At 61.6% G+C, this 16,749-nt stretch carries 15 protein-coding genes; 13 read left to right on the top strand and 2 right to left on the bottom strand.

Annotated features, from left to right (window positions below; translation table 11 throughout):
- The first annotated feature begins 56 nt into the window (after nucleotides 1-56).
- From ASE71_RS25365 to ASE71_RS25355, 3 genes are all read left to right on the top strand, one after another.
- Nucleotides 57-1,142: a glycosyltransferase gene (locus ASE71_RS25365; protein WP_060521000.1), complete on the top strand. Its 1,086-nt coding sequence runs from the start codon at nucleotides 57-59 to the stop codon at nucleotides 1,140-1,142.
- Nucleotides 1,143-1,271: 129 nt separating this feature from the next.
- Nucleotides 1,272-1,931: a response regulator transcription factor gene (locus ASE71_RS25360; protein WP_060520999.1), complete on the top strand. Its 660-nt coding sequence runs from the start codon at nucleotides 1,272-1,274 to the stop codon at nucleotides 1,929-1,931.
- 71 nt (nucleotides 1,932-2,002) lie between these two features.
- A complete protein-coding gene (locus ASE71_RS25355; protein WP_060539342.1) occupies nucleotides 2,003-3,106 on the top strand; it encodes a glycosyltransferase family 4 protein in 1,104 nt (367 codons plus the stop codon).
- Nucleotides 3,107-3,144: 38 nt separating this feature from the next.
- Here ASE71_RS25355 and ASE71_RS25350 read toward each other — a convergent pair whose 3' ends face one another.
- Complete coding sequence (locus ASE71_RS25350; protein WP_060520997.1) at nucleotides 3,145-4,782, bottom strand: glycosyltransferase family 39 protein; 1,638 nt, start codon at nucleotides 4,780-4,782, stop codon at nucleotides 3,145-3,147.
- 401 nt (nucleotides 4,783-5,183) lie between these two features.
- Here ASE71_RS25350 and rfbF point away from each other — a divergent pair, with 401 nt between their 5' ends.
- The 10 genes from rfbF (at nucleotide 5,184) to ASE71_RS25300 (ending at nucleotide 16,121) form a co-directional block, all read left to right on the top strand.
- A complete protein-coding gene (rfbF, locus tag ASE71_RS25345) occupies nucleotides 5,184-6,008 on the top strand; it encodes a glucose-1-phosphate cytidylyltransferase (RefSeq protein WP_060520996.1) in 825 nt (274 codons plus the stop codon).
- Between the two features lie 3 nt (nucleotides 6,009-6,011).
- Complete coding sequence (gene rfbG, locus ASE71_RS25340; protein WP_082566503.1) at nucleotides 6,012-7,169, top strand: CDP-glucose 4,6-dehydratase; 1,158 nt, start codon at nucleotides 6,012-6,014, stop codon at nucleotides 7,167-7,169.
- Complete coding sequence (locus ASE71_RS25335; RefSeq protein WP_060520995.1) at nucleotides 7,159-8,397, top strand: DegT/DnrJ/EryC1/StrS family aminotransferase; 1,239 nt, start codon at nucleotides 7,159-7,161, stop codon at nucleotides 8,395-8,397. Before rfbG ends, ASE71_RS25335 begins: the two co-directional genes overlap by 11 nt.
- Nucleotides 8,398-8,487: 90 nt before the next feature.
- A complete protein-coding gene (locus ASE71_RS25330; RefSeq protein ID WP_060520994.1) occupies nucleotides 8,488-9,465 on the top strand; it encodes an NAD-dependent epimerase/dehydratase family protein in 978 nt (325 codons plus the stop codon).
- Between the two features lie 16 nt (nucleotides 9,466-9,481).
- On the top strand, nucleotides 9,482-10,495 hold the full coding sequence (locus ASE71_RS25325) for a glycosyltransferase family 2 protein (protein ID WP_060520993.1): 1,014 nt from the start codon (nucleotides 9,482-9,484) through the stop codon (nucleotides 10,493-10,495).
- The gene (locus ASE71_RS25320) at nucleotides 10,467-10,904 is read left to right on the top strand and encodes a GtrA family protein (RefSeq protein WP_060520992.1); all 438 of its coding nucleotides are present in this window, start codon (nucleotides 10,467-10,469) and stop codon (nucleotides 10,902-10,904) included. The genes ASE71_RS25325 and ASE71_RS25320 overlap by 29 nt, the downstream gene beginning before the upstream one ends.
- 116 nt (nucleotides 10,905-11,020) lie before the next feature.
- On the top strand, nucleotides 11,021-11,920 hold the full coding sequence (cysD, locus tag ASE71_RS25315) for a sulfate adenylyltransferase subunit CysD (RefSeq protein WP_060520991.1): 900 nt from the start codon (nucleotides 11,021-11,023) through the stop codon (nucleotides 11,918-11,920).
- Nucleotides 11,920-13,809, top strand: a complete 1,890-nt coding sequence (gene cysN / locus ASE71_RS25310; protein ID WP_060520990.1) for a sulfate adenylyltransferase subunit CysN — start codon at nucleotides 11,920-11,922, stop codon at nucleotides 13,807-13,809. The genes cysD and cysN overlap by 1 nt, the downstream gene beginning before the upstream one ends.
- Before the next feature lie 53 nt (nucleotides 13,810-13,862).
- Nucleotides 13,863-14,672, top strand: a complete 810-nt coding sequence (gene cysQ / locus ASE71_RS25305; protein WP_060520989.1) for a 3'(2'),5'-bisphosphate nucleotidase CysQ — start codon at nucleotides 13,863-13,865, stop codon at nucleotides 14,670-14,672.
- A gap of 75 nt (nucleotides 14,673-14,747) precedes the next feature.
- Nucleotides 14,748-16,121, top strand: coding sequence for an O-antigen ligase family protein (locus ASE71_RS25300; RefSeq protein WP_060520988.1), 1,374 nt, complete (start codon nucleotides 14,748-14,750; stop codon nucleotides 16,119-16,121).
- Here ASE71_RS25300 and ASE71_RS25295 read toward each other — a convergent pair.
- Nucleotides 16,087-16,677, bottom strand: a complete 591-nt coding sequence (locus tag ASE71_RS25295; RefSeq protein WP_060520987.1) for a sugar transferase — start codon at nucleotides 16,675-16,677, stop codon at nucleotides 16,087-16,089. The two genes, ASE71_RS25300 and ASE71_RS25295, sit on opposite strands and share 35 nt — an antisense overlap.
- Nucleotides 16,678-16,749: the final 72 nt, after the last annotated feature.

The following is a 16,749-nucleotide window of genomic DNA, read 5'->3' as shown; positions in this document are numbered from 1 at the left end:
AGGCTCAGGGAATGCGGAGGAAGGCCCAAACGGCGGCGCAACTTCGGATCCACGGTATGATATTGCATTTGATCACTAATTTCAGCGCAAGCGCCGGAGCTGAGACGATGCTCGCGCGCCTGCTCAAGGCGTCGTCTGACGAACGCGTCATGGTCGTATCGCTGCTCGATGTCTCGGCGCGAAACCGTGACCTCGCGGACAATCCGCGCGTCGAGTATGTGGCGCTCGGCGCACACTCGCTCCCGGCCATTCTGCAGGGCACGATGCGGCTTGCCAATATCATCCGCCAGGAAAAGCCGAGTGTCATGCTTTGCTGGATGTACCACGCCATGGTGGTCGGCACGGTCGCTGCCAAACTTGCGCGACGGGCAACGCCGGTCATCTGGAATGTTCGCCAGTCGCTGGATGATATCGCCTCGCTGTCGCGGAGCTCGCACATGGCGATCGCCGCTGCCCGCGCGCTCTCCGGCTCGGCCTCCGGCATCATCTACAATTCGTCGCGCGCCCGCGAAATGCACCGCGCCTATGGCTACCGCAACCTGAATTCGGTCGTCATCCCGAACGGCTTTGAAATTCCGGCGGTGGCGGCAGGCCACGAAGCACCGCCCCGGCGGATCGGCATCGTCGCGCGTTTCCACCCGCAGAAGGATCACGCCACCTTCTTTCGCGCCGCCGCCTCGGTGTTGCGCACCCATCCCGACACGCGCTTTCTCGCCGCCGGACGGGGACTAGCCTGGGACAATCCCGAAGTCGTCCAGCTGATTGCAGATGCGGGATTGCCAAGCGAGGCCATCGACCTCAGGGGCGAAGTTGCGGACATGGAGGATTTCTACCGCAGCATCGACATTCTCGCCCTGTCCTCCAGGACAGAAGGCTTCCCGAACGTCGTTGCCGAGGCGATGAGCTACGCAAAAATGGTGGTGGCAACGGACGTCGGTGACGCGGCTGAGGTTGCCGGCAATGCCGGGATCGTCGTGCCCGCCCGCAATCCCGAGGCCTTTGCCGACGCCATGCGCAAGGTGCTCGACCTTTCGCCGGAGGAGTATGCCCGCTACGCGCTTCTCGCCCGCGATCGTATCGAAAGCGAATACACGCTGCACAACATCGAACGGCGTTACTCCAATTTCCTGAGGAACTTCTAGCAGCCACCGCACGGCTCAAGCTGCGGAAAGAAAATTCGGAGAGGGGGACCGACACATGAACGACAACAACAAAGGGGCTCGACCTAAGCGAATGCCGGCGGACTTGGCGCCGACAGTCAGGCGGGCAGCATGACCACGCCGATACGCACAGTCATCATCGACGACCATCCGCTCGTCATCGTCGGCGCCCGCGCGACGATCGAGACGACCAACGATATCGTCTGCGTCGGCTCGGCCGGAACGGGTGCGGAGGCGCTCGCGCTGATCAAGGAAACCGGGCCGGACGTTTCGGTCATCGATATCGCCCTTCCCGACATGAGCGGCCTTACGCTGGCGGAGCAAATCCTCAAGCAGCAGCTTTCGGCCTATGTGGTGGTGATGACGATTTATCCGGAGCGCTCCTACGCACAGCAGGCGCTTCAGATCGGCGTCAAGGGCTTCATCCAGAAATGCTCCGCGCCCGAGCACCTGCTGCTTGCCGTTCGCTCCGTCACGCATGGCGGGCTCTATCTCGATCCGCCAACCGCCCAGGAACTGACGCGCACGGCACCAAATCCCGGCTCGCGCGCGATGAAGACGGCCGGCGTGCCGGGGCTGACCCGTCGCGAACAGGATGTTCTGCGCCTCGTAGCCCTTGGGTACTCCAACAAGGAGATCGGCGCGCGCGCCAATGTCAGCGTCAAATCGATCGAAACCTACAAGGCCCGGGCGACGGAGAAGCTGCAGCTCCACACGCGGGCGCAGATTGTCCATTTCGCCTTGACCCACGGCTGGATGAGCGCCGTCTAGGCCGTGGTCGGGTCGGGTGCAGGCGGGATGCCCGTCTGCCCCAATCGAGACAGGAGCCGCCATTGCGAATTGTGTTTGTGCTTTCAGGGCTTGGTGCCGGCGGCGCAGAAAAGGTCGTCAACATCCTCGCGCGCCATCGCTCGGCCCGCGGTGACGACGTGCACGTGCTCGCGCTCAACGCGGAAACCCCGGAGACCTACTTTGCCTACGACAGGTCGGTCCGCGTCGAGGCGCTCGGCGGCGGCTCTTCGGTGCCCGTGTTCAGGACGGCTGCACGTATCGCCCGATTGCGCGCGCGCCTGCGCGCCCTGTCGCCCGACCTCGTCATTTCTTTTCTGACGAAGGTCAACATCATGGTCGTGCTTGCCAGCCGCGGCCTCGGCCTGCGGCTCGTCCTTTCCGAGCGAAACAACTTCAATACGCAGGACATGAACGGGCTGTGGCGATTGGCGCGGCCGCTGGCGGCTCGCCTGGCGGAGCGGCTGGTGATGCAGACGACGGAAGCGGTCAATTCGCTGCCGCCGGCTCTCAAAGCCAAGGCCGTGATCATCCCCAACCCGATCACGCTTCAGCATGTGCGTGACAAACAGTCAGGCACCACCACCCGGGTGCTAGCCGTCGGCCGCCTGGACAGGCAGAAGGGCTTCGATCTGCTGATAGACGCCTTTGCCGATATCGCGGGGCGCGCGCCGAACATGACGCTGACCATCTTCGGCGAGGGCCCGGAACGGTCGGCGCTTGAGGAACAGGTCCGACGCCTCGGCCTTTCGAACCGAGTTCGTCTGCCGGGCACGACGAAATCACCGGTCGAATGGATCAACGCCGGCGATATCTTCGTCCTCAGTTCGCGCTTCGAAGGCTTCCCGAACGTGCTGCTGGAGGCGATGTCCGGGGGCCTTGCCAGCATCGCCTTTGATTGTCCGTGGGGGCCGTCGGAAATCATCGACACGCCGGCGGTCGGTATGCTCGTCCCCAAAGAAGACATTCGCCGCCTGGCAGACGCGATAGCCCGCCTGGCGGCCGACGCAACACTGCGGCACCAGATCGGCGCCATGGGCGCACGGGCGGTCGCCGCGCGCTACGCGATCCAGTCGGTCCTTCAGCAATGGGACGACGTCATCGCTGCGCCTGAGGAGGCCCAGGCGCTTTACCCGGCAGCGCGCGTATCGACCTGATACGGCACCGCCTCAGGAGGCGACGCCGCATCACCCGATCACGACCCGGGCGGCGTTGCTGGCTTCAGGTAGAGGGTCGGGATCCCATATCTGTCCTTGAAACCGAGAGACGCGGACTGCACGTAGCCGTGGCTTTCCGCATAGGCACGCATCGGCTTTTCCAGTTCGTCTTCAAAGCCAAGCAGAAACGCCGCCGGCGGGTCTTTCTCGAACAGCGCTTCGATCGTCGATGGTGACGTCATCTTGTAGTACTTCGCCAGCTCGGGGCTCGTCATGTCGGCGGTGCGGTAGGCAAACGGCCCTGTCGCCAGCTCGGCATAGACATCGAGGCCGCCTTCCAGCGGATAGATGGGCGCGAGCGTCGCAACCTTGCCGGTGACGCCGGCAGCCTGCATTCTCTCAGCAATCGTCACGCCTCCCTCATGCACGCGCATCGTCGTCCACTGCTGCGGATGGGTCGCCTTGCCGAGGTATTGACCAAGGCGCGGCGCGTTGACCGCAAGGACGACAAGCACGGCCGACAGCAGGATCGGCCGCACCATGGGGAGTGCGCGCGGACCAAGTGCCTCGAGCAAAAGGCCAAACGCCAGCGGAAGGCAGACGAGCGGCGGCGCAAAATACTGGGGGAACCCGGGCGTCGGAACGAAGCTCAGCACAAAGCTGCAGACGAGCACGCCCGCAAGCACGAGCACCTCCCCCATGCGCAGCTGTGGTTCGACCGCCACGTTGTCGGTGCGCCGGGCAAGAACGATGAACGTGACGGCTATGAGCGCGGCAAGCGCCACGGCCACGGCCGGTGCAAGCCATATATCCTGCGCCATGACCAGTTTCTGGGCGAGCGACATCGCCCCGCCCTCCCCGTCGCCGCTCATCAGCCGCCAGTATTGCGGATGCGGACCGGTATGGTAGCGCACCACATGCGCCAGGAAGAGTTGCGGATCCCTGACGAGATAGAAAAGGATCGGCGCGCCGCCGACAAGACCGCCGACCAGCAGCGGCGCCGCGACCTTGGCAATACGATCCTTCAGCGCCAGCGATCGCGGCAGAAGGAATGCGGCCACGGCCACGGCCGGGATGAAGGCGATGGCGCTCAGCTTGAAACACACGGCCAAGCCCAGCAGAAACCCGGCCTGCGCCACCAACAACGAACGGCGCTGTTCATTACGCAGGGCGAGAAGAAAGAGGCTGAGGCCGAGAAAGGCGAACGGCCACGGCAGGAAATTGTTGGTGGCGCCGACACCCGTCTGCGTCAGGAACAACTCGTTCACCAGCGACAAGATGCCGACACAGACAGTTGCCCAAGCCGAACGCGTCAACACATACACCACGCCGCCGACAGCGACTGCCATAAGGATCCAGGCCAGGAAGACACCGAGGCGACCGCTTAAGAGCAGGTCGCTGGACCCGGTCAGCTTGCTGATGCCGTAGAAGTACCACGCGGAGGCCGGCGGATGATTGTAGAAGAAATCGGCGTAGAGCGCCTGGTCGTTCAGGAGTCTAGCCGGCGGGACATACAGCTGCTCGTCTCGCCGCATCTCGAAATTCATGATCCGAAGAAACAGAAAATAGAAAACGAACAGGAAAAACAGAGCCGCTGCAACTTGATAGAAAATCCCGACCGATTTTCCTTCAACAGAGTCCTGTCTTTCCGAAGAAACACTTGCTGGATAGGTCATGCAAAAACTCCGAAAAAATAGACGAAGTATAAAATAAAGGCCGGCTGTGGGAACGATGCAGTCGCACACGGCTTCAAATGGATCACACAGGATCGTAATGCGCAGCGGCGCATGGCCTAGCGGGACAACCCCGACAAGCGTGCAGGGATAAACCTGACACGTAAAAAGGCTTGCGGCCAAGCAGAATATAAGGTATTTCTTGTATATTAGTTACTTAACATAACGGAAACCCTGGGACTTATCCAGACATATTCCGTAGCGCGCAGGTAACCACCTGCTTTTATTGACGTGCATTTTTATCAGTTATTGAAAACGCTCAAATCGCGCATTGGATCGCGATTGCTCATGAATAAAACCTGAGACGTCAACACTATCCCAAACATATCTTCTTGGAGACCGCTATGAAAGTCGTTCTCTTTGCGGGAGGGCTTGGCTCGCGCCTGGCCGAGGAAACCACGCGTATTCCCAAGCCGATGGTCGAGATTGGTGGCAAGCCCATCATTCTTCACGTCATGGACATTTACAGCCACTGGGGGCACCGCGACTTTGTCGTTGCCGGCGGCTATAAATGCATGTCGATCAAGAGCTTCTTCCATAACTTCCATCTGTCGACCGCAGACTTTACCGTTGCGCTCGGAAGCGGCTCGATGGTGCTGCACCCCAATCATCCGCTCGACTGGAATGTCTCTGTCGTGGACACCGGCCTGTCGACGATGACCGGAGGGCGGCTCCTGCGCCTGCGCGAGTGGCTCGACAACGAGCCATTCATGGTGACCTATTCGGACGGCGTCGGAAACATCGACATCGAGGCGCTGCTGGCGTTTCACCGCTCGCACGGGCGCCTTGCGACAGTCACCGCCGTGCAGCCGCCGGCCCGTTTCGGCAACCTCGAGATCGAAGGCGACCAGGTCGTCGAATTCACCGAGAAGGTGCAGAAGAAGGAAACCTGGATCAACGGCGGCTTCTTCGTCTTTGAACCCGGCGTCCTCGACTACATTCCGAGCCTTTCCGAACCGCTCGAAATGTCGCCGCTGACCAATCTCGCCAGGGACGGTCAATTGTTTGCCTACAAGCATCACGGCTTCTGGCATCCGATGGATACGATCCGCGATCGCGATTACCTGAACGGGCTGTGCGAAAGCGAAGATCCGCCGTGGCTGCACTTTGAACGCGATCACCTGTCCGCCGCGACAGCCGCACCCTCCACCCATCACGTACGGATGTAGGACATGGCTTTGATCACCAGCGAGGTCGACCTTGCCGAGGCGTTCCGTGGTAGAAAGATCCTGATCACGGGACACACCGGTTTCAAGGGAGGCTGGCTCTCGCTCTGGCTGAGGCGACTGGGTGCATCGGTGGTCGGCCTCTCGCTGCCACCGTCGATACCGTCCTTCTACCTGGCGACCGGCCTCGGCGACGTTATCGACGGCCATGAAGGCGACATCCGGTCTGCCGCCGACGTGGCGAGGGCAATCGACGGACAGGATTTCGATCTCGTCATTCACATGGCCGCGCAGGCCGTGGTTCGCGCCTCCTTCGAGAACCCGGTCGATACCTATGCGACCAATGTCGTCGGCACCGCCATCGTGCTCGATGCCGCAAGGCGCATGAAGTCCCTGAAGGGCGTGATCGTCGTCACCAGCGACAAGTGCTACGAGAACCGTGAATGGGTCTGGGGTTATCGTGAAAACGACCCGATGGGCGGGCGCGATCCCTATAGCTCGTCGAAAGGCTGCGCCGAACTCGTCGCAGCGGCCTACCGATCCTCGTTCTTCAATGACCCCAACGGTCCGCAACTCGTCAGCGTGCGCGCCGGCAACGTCATCGGCGGCGGCGACTGGGGTGCCGACAGGCTCGTGCCCGATCTGGTCCGGTCGGTGGAAGGCGGCAGCCCCGCGCGGCTGCGCAATCCATCGAGCATCCGGCCATGGCAGCACGTCTTCGAACCGCTTCGCGGTTACATGATGCTGGCGGCGCACCTGCTTCATGGCAGAACGCGCTTTGCCGGCGGCTGGAATTTCGGCCCCGACCAGGAAGCGACCGTCAATGTCGGAACGCTTGCCGACATGATCGTCGGCCAATGGGGCGACGCACCGCCAAAATACATTGTCGAGCCGCAGGTAAACGCGCCGGCGGAATCGACCATCCTGCGCCTCGATAGCACCAAGGCCCGCACGGAACTCGGCTGGAAGCCGGTGCTGCGCCTGCGCGACACCGTGGCCATGACTGTCGCCTGGTACCGCAAGTACCGGGAGGATCCGAGAAACATCCGGTCGTTCTCGGAGCATCAGATCGAGCAATACGCCGCCGCCTGGAAACAGGAAGTCGAACACGAAGCAAGACCATTGCCATTGCGCGACATCGGAGATTGGAAAGATGCGAGTTAATTACGGACAGTCCGTTTACGGTCAGGAAGAGATCGATGCCGTTGTGGCAGTCCTGCGCTCATCGACACAGATGGGCAAGGCCGTCAGGACGATGCAGGAACGTGTCGCGACCCTCTTTGCGAAACGGCATGGCATCATGGTGAACTCCGGTTCGTCCGCGAACCATCTCGCCATCGAAATCGCCGACCTTCCGAAGGGATCCGAGGTCATCACGCCCGCATTGACCTTTGCGACGACCGTCGCCCCGATCGTGCGCGCCGGTCTTATCCCAGCATTCGTCGACGTCGTCGAAGGCACCTACAATATCGACGTCGATGCGATCGAGCGGATGATTACCAGGAAGACGAAGGCGGTGATGATCCCGTCTCTGATCGGCAACCTGCCCGATTGGGATCGCATTCGCGAAATCGCCGACGCGCACAAGCTGTTGGTTATCGAAGACAGCGCCGACACGCTGGGCGCTACGATCAGGGACAGCAGCACCGGCGCGCGTTCCGATATCAGCACGACCAGCTTCTACGGCTCGCATGTCATTACCGCGGCGGGCAACGGCGGCATGGTCTGCGTCAACGACGACGAGCTGGCGCGCAAGGCGATGCTCTATCGCTCCTGGGGCCGCACATCCTCGCTCTTTGTCGAATCCGAGACCATCGAGAACCGCTTCAACATCGATCTCGACGGTTTCGATTACGATGCGAAGTTCGTGTTCGAGGTGCTGGGCTTCAACATTGAACCGTCCGAAATGGGCGCAGCATTCGGGCTTGTCCAGCTCGATCGGCTGCAGCAGAACATCGACGCGCGCGAGCGCAACTTCGCCAAGCAGCGCGCCTTCTTTGAGACCTACGAGGACTGGTTTGTGCTGCCGGAGCAATTGCCCCTTTCGCGAACCGGGTGGCTGGCCTACCCGATGACCGTGCGCGCCGATGCGCCGTTCACCCGCCGGGAGATGCAGATCTTCCTGGAACAGCGCGACATCCAGACCCGTCCGGTGTTTACCGGAAACATCCTGCGCCAACCGGCGATGAGCGGCGTTCATAGCAAGGTCGAGCCGCGCGGCTATCCGGTCGCCGACGATGTGATGCGTGGCGGCATTCTGCTTGCCTGCCACCACGGCCTGACGCAGGCGCACCTGGACCATATCCACCAGTCCTTCCGTGATTTCGCCCAGCGGTATGCAAGCTCCGGCGCCACGAAGCGCCGGGATCATCAGCCGGCCTCGTTCTTCTGAGCGAACACGAAACGCGCTTCCCCGGCCAAGGGGAGGCGCGTCAGACGGATCTTCGGTCCTCGGCGGTCACGCGTAGATGAGAAGAGGCGCATGTCGAGAATATTGATAACCGGTGCCGCTGGCTTCATTGGTTCGCATCTAACGCGGACCTGCCTCGACGCGCGCCATGAAGTACATGTGGTGGTGCGGCCCGGCTCGGAAGACAGCCGGCTCGAGGCAGTCGACGGTGCGTTCATCCGGCACAATTTCGACCTTCAGTCCGACGATGCCATGCGGCGTTGCCTGCAGGAGGTCGAGCCGGAAATCGTCTTTCATCTCGCCGCCCGCACGCGCCGACGCGAAGAGGCGGAGCTCAACGATGCCAAGGCGGGCATCCGCGAACACCTCAACGCGTTGCTCGGTCTGCTCGGCGCGGCAAGCGCGCTGCGCCACCCGCCGCGAAAGATCATCCGAACCGGATCGCTTGCCGAATATGGTGCGACACCCGCCCCCTACGAAGAAGACAGCCGCGAGATCCCGGTAAATGCCTATGGGGCCGAGCTGACGGCCGCGACCCATTTCATCGGCGGGTTGCAGGCACGCCTGCCATTCCCGGTGATCACCGCGCGGCTGGCACTTGTCTTTGGCCCGAGGCAATCGACCGAGTTCATGATCCCGTCCTTCATCGAGCGTTGCCTTGCCGGCCAGCGCTGCCTCGTCCGCCATCCCAGCGACCGGCGCGACCTGCTCTATGTCGACGACGTTGTCGAAGCGCTGCTGCGGATTGCCGATGCGCCGGTCAGCACCCGGCTCGTCAATGTAGCAACCGGCATCGCCCCACCGATGCGCGAGGTCGCGCGCCTCATCGTCGAACAAACGGGCGCCGATCCCGCCCTCATCGAATACGGCTCGGCCACCTCGACAGGGGGCATCCGCGATTTCCGGGCAGCACCGGGGCGCGCCAAGGATCTGTTCGGGTGGAGCGCCCGCATACCGTTTGCGGAGGGACTGGCCCGCACCATCGCATGGCACCGAGCCGTCGTGCCTCCGGCCTCGACCGACGGCCACGCTACGCGCAAGACCGTTTGAGGGTGGTGACAACGAGATGAAAAAGAGACAGAAAATCTCGATCCTGGTACCGGCCTATAACGAGGAGGCCAACGTCCGGCGCGCCCACGAGGCGATCGTCGACATGTTCCGCAGTCTCCCGGAATACGACCGCGAAATCATCTTCACGGACAACCACTCCACCGACAGAACCTTCGAGATTCTGACCGAGATCGCGAGCGAGGATCCGAGCGTTCGGGTGATCCGCTTCAGCCGCAACATCGGCTATCAGCGCTCGTTGCTCGTGGCCTACAAGGCGGCGACCGGCGATTGCTCGGTGCAGATCGACTGCGACCTGCAGGATCCGCCGCACCTCATACCCGGCATGATCGATCTCTGGCTAAAGGGGAACCAGGTGGTCTACGGCATTCGCCGAACGCTCACCGACGGCTGGCTGACAACCCATATCCGCCGGGCTTTCTACTGGTGCATCAATGCACTCAGCGAGGACGATCTGCCGCTCAACGCCGGCGAATTCAGGCTCGTCGACCGGTGCATCCTCGACGAACTGCGCAAGGTTGACGACACGTCTCCCTATCTGCGTGGCCTCATCAGCGCCATGGGGTTTTCGCAGGTCGGATTCGAATACGACCGTCAGGCCCGTGTAGCCGGCGAAAGCAAGTTCCCGTTCAAAGCGATGCTCTCGCTTGCCGTCGATGGCATTCTCAACCATTCGCTGACGCCGCTCAGGCTCGCCTCGATGGCGAGCCTGGTGATGGGCACTGCCACGCTGCTGCTTCTGTTCGGCTACCTCGTCGGCAAGCTTCTGTTCGGGCAGGACTGGCCCGCCGGCTTCGCGACGACCACAATGCTGCTTTTGCTCTCCATCACGCTCAACGCGATCTTCCTTGGTATCATGGGCGAGTATGTGGGCCGCATCTTCATGCAATCGAAGCACCGGCCCGCCCCGATCATCGAAGCTTCAATCAACAATGACGAACACCGGCGGCCGACGCGGGCGATGCCGGATTGGAGGCGCGGCGATGTCGCTGCCGACAACAAAAGACGCTAGCTCCCGGCAGGGTGCCGGCGAAACGCTTGCCCGGTTTGCGGCGGTGGGCGCCGTGACGACCCTGCTCGACATGGCTCTGTTCAACACGTTCTATTTCGCGGGGGCGCCGCCAACGCCGTCGAACCTCGTTTCCTATTCCTGCGGCATCGCGGTCAGCTACATGCTCAATCGCGCCTGGACCTTCCGCGCCGCCCATAGCCACGTGCAAGCGGTGAAGTTCGTCGCCGCCACCCTGACGGGTCTGTTGATATCGACCGCGATCGTCGCGGGCCTTGCCCTTCTGATCCCGGCACCGGTCGCCAAGGTGATCAGCGTTCCGATCGTCTTTGTCTGGAATTATCTGGCGTCGCGACTTTGGGTCTTTCGCGGCTCAGAGGCGCCAAGTACAGAAACAAGAAATAACGCCTAAATCAACAAGTATTATTTACGCTTACAGTTCTTTAAAACATGATTTTCAACTGAAAAAGAAGATAGAATTTCGAGATATTAGAATTTTTTATTTTGCAGCTTTGGAGTATTCTCCCGATGTCCTTAACTCATTTGCAGCGCCTGGAAGCCGAGGCGATCCACATATTCAGAGAGGTCGCCGCGACCTTCGCGAAGCCGGTCATGCTCTATTCGGTGGGCAAGGACTCCTCCGTCATGCTGCATCTGGCGATGAAGGCATTTTATCCCGGCAAGCCGCCCTTCCCCTTCCTCCACGTCGACACCACCTGGAAATTCCGCGAGATGATCGAGTTTCGCGACCGCACTGCGGCCGAACTTGGCATTGACCTGCTCGTCCATATCAATCGCGACGGCGTCGAGCAGAAGATCAACCCCTTCACCCACGGCTCCAACGTGCATACGCATGTGATGAAGACGATTGCGCTACGTCAGGCGCTCGACAAATACGGATTCGATGCGGCCTTCGGGGGCGCGCGGCGGGACGAGGAAAAGAGCAGGGCAAAGGAGCGCATCTTCTCCTTCCGCAACGCCCAGCACGCCTGGGATCCGAAGAACCAGCGGCCCGAGCTCTGGAAGAGCTACAACACGCGCGTCGGCCCATCCGAATCCATTCGTGTCTTTCCCCTGTCCAACTGGACGGAACTCGACATCTGGCAATACATCCTCAAGGAAAACATCCCGATCGTACCGCTCTACTTCGCCGCACGCCGGCCGGTCGTCGAGCGGGACGGCATGCTGATCATGGTGGATGACGAACGCATGCCGCTCCACGCGGACGAGAAGGTCGAGCAGCGCCTGGTGCGGTTTCGCACGCTCGGCTGCTACCCGCTCACCGCTGCAATCGAATCCAACGCCACGACACTCCAGGACATCGTCCGCGAAATGCTGACCGCCCGCACGTCGGAAAGGCACGGCCGCCTGATCGACGCGGACGAAACCGCATCGATGGAGAAGAAGAAGCGGGAGGGGTACTTCTAATGACCGCCAGCATTCCCGCAACACCGGGCAGCGTGCTCGAATATCTGGCCAAGCAGGAGAAGAAATCGCTTCTGCGGTTCATGACCTGTGGTTCGGTCGATGACGGCAAGTCGACGCTGATCGGCCGGCTGCTTTACGATAGCAAGTTGCTCTTCGACGACCAGCTCGCAGCACTCAAGCGCGAGACCAAACGCAACAGCACAAACCACGGCGACATCGATTTCGCGCTCCTGATCGACGGCCTGGAGGCTGAAAGAGAACAGGGCATCACCATCGATGTTGCCTATCGCTTCTTCGCCACCTCGCGCCGCAAGTTCATCGTGGCCGACGCGCCAGGGCACGAGGAATATACCCGCAACATGGTCACGGCGGCGTCCACGGCGGCCCTTGCCGTCGTGCTCGTCGACAGCCGCAAGGGTATTCTTCGGCAGACGCGGCGCCACTCCTTCATCGCGTCCCTGCTCGGGGTGCGCCACGTCGTTCTCGCCGTCAACAAGATCGACCTCGTCGGTTTTGACCGCAGGGTCTTCGACACGATCGTCGCCGACTACAGGGCCTTTGCCGAGAACCTCGGCTTCTCGACGATCACGCCGATCCCGATTTCGGCGCGCTTTGGCGACAACATGACGGGGCGTTCGCCGAACATGCCCTGGTATGGCGGTCCAACATTGCTGGAGCATCTCGAGACGGTGCCGATCGAGGAAGAGGCAGCCGAAGCGGAATTCCGTTTCCCGGTCCAACTTGTCCTTCGCCCAAATCTCGACTTTCGCGGCTTTGCCGGCCAGGTGGCATCGGGCAGCATTGCTGTCGGCGATCCGGTCGCGGTGGCAAAATCCGGCCAACTCTCCAGGGTCAAGGAAATCGTCACTTATGACGGAAAGCTTGCGCGCGCGGTCGAGGGCCAGTCTGTCACGCTCGTGTTGGAGGACGAACTTGATATCTCGCGCGGCGACATGCTCGTGCCGCCGGAAGACCGGCCGCATGTCGCCGATCAGTTCATGGCGCATGTGATCTGGCTTCACCCGGATGCAATGCTTCCCGGACGCAGCTACATCCTGCGCACGGAGGTCGACAGCGTCAGCGCGACCATTACCAGCCTCAAACACCAGATCGACGTCAACACCTTTGCCGAGGAAGCGGCAAAATCGCTGCGCATGAACGAGATTGGCGTTTGCAATCTTTCCACTCAGGCGCCGATCGTCTTCGACAGCTACAAGGACAACCGGACCACCGGCAACTTCGTGCTGATCGATCGTTTCACCAACGCCACGGTCGGCGCTGGCATGATCGACTTTCCGCTCCGTCGCGCGCTCAACGTGCATTGGCAGGCCCTCGACATCAACAAGAAGGCCCGTTCCGCGCTCAATCATCAGACGCCGCGCGTGCTGTGGTTCACGGGTTTCTCCGGCTCGGGGAAATCGACGATCGCCAACACTGTCGAGAAAATGCTGCACGCCCAGGGCAAGCACACGTTCCTGCTTGACGGCGACAATGTCCGTCACGGCCTCAACCGCGATCTCGGCTTCACCGAAGAAGACCGCGTCGAGAACATCAGACGCGTGGCCGAAGTCGCGAAACTCATGACCGAAGCGGGCCTGATTGTGCTCGTGTCGTTCATCTCGCCGTTCCGCTCGGAGCGCCGCATGGCCCGCGAATTGTTCGGCCCGGGCGAATTCATCGAGATTTTCGTCGACACCCCGATCGAGGAATGCGCGCGCCGCGATCCCAAGGGCCTCTACAAGAAGGCGCTCGCCGGCGAGATCAGCAACTTCACCGGCATCAGTTCGCCTTACGAGCGCCCGGAGACGCCGGAAATCCACCTGCTCACCTTGGGCCGCGAAGTCACGGCGCTTGCAGGCGAAATCGAGGCCTATCTCGACAATCAATAAGCGCCAGTTCGGCGCAGCAGACGACGCCGCCAGCGGCAGTACGGAGAGAGACGATGATCGATACGCTCACGGCCGCAGCGATAGAGGCTGGCAAGGCCATTCTCGACGTCTACGCGCGTGATATCACGGTCGATGAAAAGGCCGATTGTTCGCCGGTCACCGAAGCCGACCGATGTGCCGAAGAGATCATCCTTGCCATTCTGGCTCGAACTTTCCCCGATATCCCGGTGGTCGCCGAGGAAGCCGTCGCGGCAGGCGCCGTTCCCGAAATCGAGGGCCAGCGCTTCTTCCTCGTCGACCCGCTCGACGGCACCAAGGAATTCATCAATCGACGAAGCGATTTCACCGTCAACATCGCCTTGATCAGCGACGGCGAGCCGGTGGCGGGCGTCGTCTTTGCGCCCGCCCGGCTCGTCGGCTATGTCGCCGAAGGGGGACGGGCGACGAAGTTTCAGGTGACCGCCGACTTTGCCGTCACCGAGACCACGGAAATACGGTGTCGAGAACGGCCTGAAAATCTGACCGCGGTTGCCAGCCGTTCGCACAGCGATGCCGAAACGGCGGATTTTCTGGAGCGGAACGCAATCCGCGACTGCACGTCGATCGGCTCGTCGCTCAAATTCTGCCTGCTGGCCGAGGGGCTCGCCGATGTCTATCCCCGTTTCGGGCGCACGATGGAATGGGACACAGCCGCCGGCGACGCCGTGCTGCGCGCTGCCGGCGGGCGCGTCACGACGCTTGACGGGCAACCGTTCCGCTACGGGAAGCGACGCCAGGCAAATGATTGCGATTTTGCCAATCCCGGCTTCATCGGCTGGGGGCGTGATTGCGGGCCGGAGGTTCGCGAAAAGGAAGCGGACTAAAAGGAAAAAGGCTAGAGTGCCTGAAAACGAGGTTCAAACGCACGGCCTCGTGTCGGTTGAAGGTGACGGCATGCCATGAACATGTTCAACCATACCCTTTCGGCCGGACTGAGTGCTCGTCGCGAAGCCGCGCGCCGCGATGCGCCTGGCATCGTGCTCACCAAAAAGATCGAGTTCCTGCTGCTGGTCGGCGCCGTCTTCTTCTGCTCGATGAACTATTTTCGCTATGGCGATACGAACTTCACCGTCGCCGATTTCCTCGCCTTGCTTTGCTTCTGCTTTGCGCTGCTCAACCGCAACATCGATTTTCAGCTGTTCGGGCGTGTCAGCAGCGGATTGTGGTGGCTGGGACTGACAATGCTGGTCTCCGGCCTGCTGGTAAGCAGCATTGCAGGCCCGGACCCGATGCGCGGCATCGTCGTCGTCACCCAGTATCTCTACGCCTATCTCTTCGTAGTGCTGTTGTTCAGCGGTCGTACGCTCGATCAGCTCGTGCTGCTCGCGAAGACCTATGTGTTCTCAATCCTCGTCCTGTGTTTCCAGGGCATCTATCTCATCCATATTGATGGCCGCACGAACACGAACTTCGTCAGCGGCAACGGCCGCTTCAGCGGCCTGATGGAGCGTGAAAACGAGTGCGCGGCGGTGATAGCGCTCGCGGTCCCAATCCTGCTTGTGTTGATGACGACGAAGCGGATCAACCGCATCTATGCCGTCTTTGCCCTATTGATTCTGATTTACGGGATCCTGCTGACCGGCTCCAACACCGGCCTCATCGCTCTCGTCTTCGGCATGAGCGTATTTGCCGTCATCGGCGTCAACTGGAAGCGGCTTATCGTCAACGTCGCCCTTTTGGCCGGCATGGTTCTCGCGGTCTTCACATCCGCCCGTGACTATCTTCCAGCCGCGTTCCAAAAGCGCGTGCTCGGAGCGCTCGAAAGCGGCGATATCGGCCAGGCCGGCACATTCGATCATCGCGTCGAGCTGATCTATGAAGCGATGAACATGACCGACAGCACCTTGCTGCTCGGAGTCGGCGCGGACCAGTACCGGATCGCAAGCGCCATTCACCAGCCGGTTCATAATCTCTATCTGCTCTTGTGGACGGAAGGCGGCCTGGTCTCGGCGCTCGGTCTTCTGGTTATGCTGCTTTCGGCCTTCGGCCCGGCGCTGGCCGTGGCGCGGCTTCCTGGCGGGCGACCGTTTGCAGGCTGCATCGTCGCCAACGTCTCCATGCTGCTGTTGGTCGCGAATGCCGTGCCGCACGCCTATAGCCGCTTCTGGCCCTTCCCGCTCGTGCTGCCCGTGGCCCTTGCCTGCGCCTACATCGCGTTCTCACGCTCGGCAAAACCGGCGGCGGACGCCTTTGCTCAGCCCGAACCGGTGCCACAACCCGAACTGCGACAGAAGGACCTTATCGCTCAGGCACGCTCTGGCGTGCCGCGCTGAGCCGGCGTTCGCTGATCCGATCTCCGAGGATCATCACCAGAACAGTTTCGGCGATGATCTTGAGATCGACCCAGGCTGATCGGTTGGCAATGTACCAGAGATCAAGATCGAGCTTGTCGTCGTTCGAAAGAATGGCGTTGCCGCTGATCTGGGCCCAGCCGGTGAGCCCCGGCCGAACGCTGCAGCGGCGAACCCCGCGCTCGCCCAGCGCGTCGATCGTCTCCGGAAGGATCGGCCGCGGGCCGATGAGGCTCATGTCGCCGATAAGGATGTTCCAGAACTCGGGCAACTCGTCCAGGCGCGTCCGGCGAAGCAGAAGCCCGAACCGTCCCGTGCGCTCGGCGTCGCTGAGGGGGCGGCCTTCGGCGTCTCGCGCATCCGACATCGACCGAAACTTCATCATGCGAAACGGACGCCGGTCGAGCCCCGCCCGGGTCTGGTAAAACAACACGGGCCGCCCAAGCCAGATGGCGACCGCAATCCCGACCACCAGCATGATCGGCAGGCTCAAGAGGCCCGCGACCAACGCAAAGACGATGTCAAAGCACCGCTTCATCTCCAACTCCCATGCACCGGTCGGCACATGGCCGGGCAACCGCGTCGCGGCTGCTCGACCGTTTCCGAAATC

Origin of the sequence: Ensifer sp. Root954, assembly GCF_001429005.1 — a bacterium.
In the GTDB taxonomy this organism is placed as follows: Bacteria; Pseudomonadota; Alphaproteobacteria; order Rhizobiales; family Rhizobiaceae; genus Ensifer; species Ensifer adhaerens.
This window is presented reverse-complemented; position numbering and strand designations above follow the sequence as displayed.

Bases quoted from the DNA above. Each gene is read 5' to 3' on its own strand.
- rfbF (WP_060520996.1), top strand. From the start codon at position 5,184: ATGAAAGTCGTTCTCTTTGCGGGAGGGCTTGGCTCGCGCCTGGCCGAG.
- ASE71_RS25295 (WP_060520987.1), bottom strand. From the start codon at position 16,677: ATGAAGCGGTGCTTTGACATCGTCTTTGCGTTGGTCGCGGGCCTCTTG.
- rfbG (WP_082566503.1), top strand. From the start codon at position 6,012: ATGGCTTTGATCACCAGCGAGGTCGACCTTGCCGAGGCGTTCCGTGGT.
- ASE71_RS25320 (WP_060520992.1), top strand. From the start codon at position 10,467: ATGTCGCTGCCGACAACAAAAGACGCTAGCTCCCGGCAGGGTGCCGGC.
- ASE71_RS25335 (WP_060520995.1), top strand. From the start codon at position 7,159: ATGCGAGTTAATTACGGACAGTCCGTTTACGGTCAGGAAGAGATCGAT.
- ASE71_RS25330 (WP_060520994.1), top strand. From the start codon at position 8,488: ATGTCGAGAATATTGATAACCGGTGCCGCTGGCTTCATTGGTTCGCAT.
- ASE71_RS25300 (WP_060520988.1), top strand. From the start codon at position 14,748: ATGAACATGTTCAACCATACCCTTTCGGCCGGACTGAGTGCTCGTCGC.
- ASE71_RS25365 (WP_060521000.1), top strand. From the start codon at position 57: ATGATATTGCATTTGATCACTAATTTCAGCGCAAGCGCCGGAGCTGAG.
- ASE71_RS25350 (WP_060520997.1), bottom strand. From the start codon at position 4,782: ATGACCTATCCAGCAAGTGTTTCTTCGGAAAGACAGGACTCTGTTGAA.
- cysD (WP_060520991.1), top strand. From the start codon at position 11,021: ATGTCCTTAACTCATTTGCAGCGCCTGGAAGCCGAGGCGATCCACATA.
- ASE71_RS25360 (WP_060520999.1), top strand. From the start codon at position 1,272: ATGACCACGCCGATACGCACAGTCATCATCGACGACCATCCGCTCGTC.
- cysN (WP_060520990.1), top strand. From the start codon at position 11,920: ATGACCGCCAGCATTCCCGCAACACCGGGCAGCGTGCTCGAATATCTG.
- cysQ (WP_060520989.1), top strand. From the start codon at position 13,863: ATGATCGATACGCTCACGGCCGCAGCGATAGAGGCTGGCAAGGCCATT.
- ASE71_RS25325 (WP_060520993.1), top strand. From the start codon at position 9,482: ATGAAAAAGAGACAGAAAATCTCGATCCTGGTACCGGCCTATAACGAG.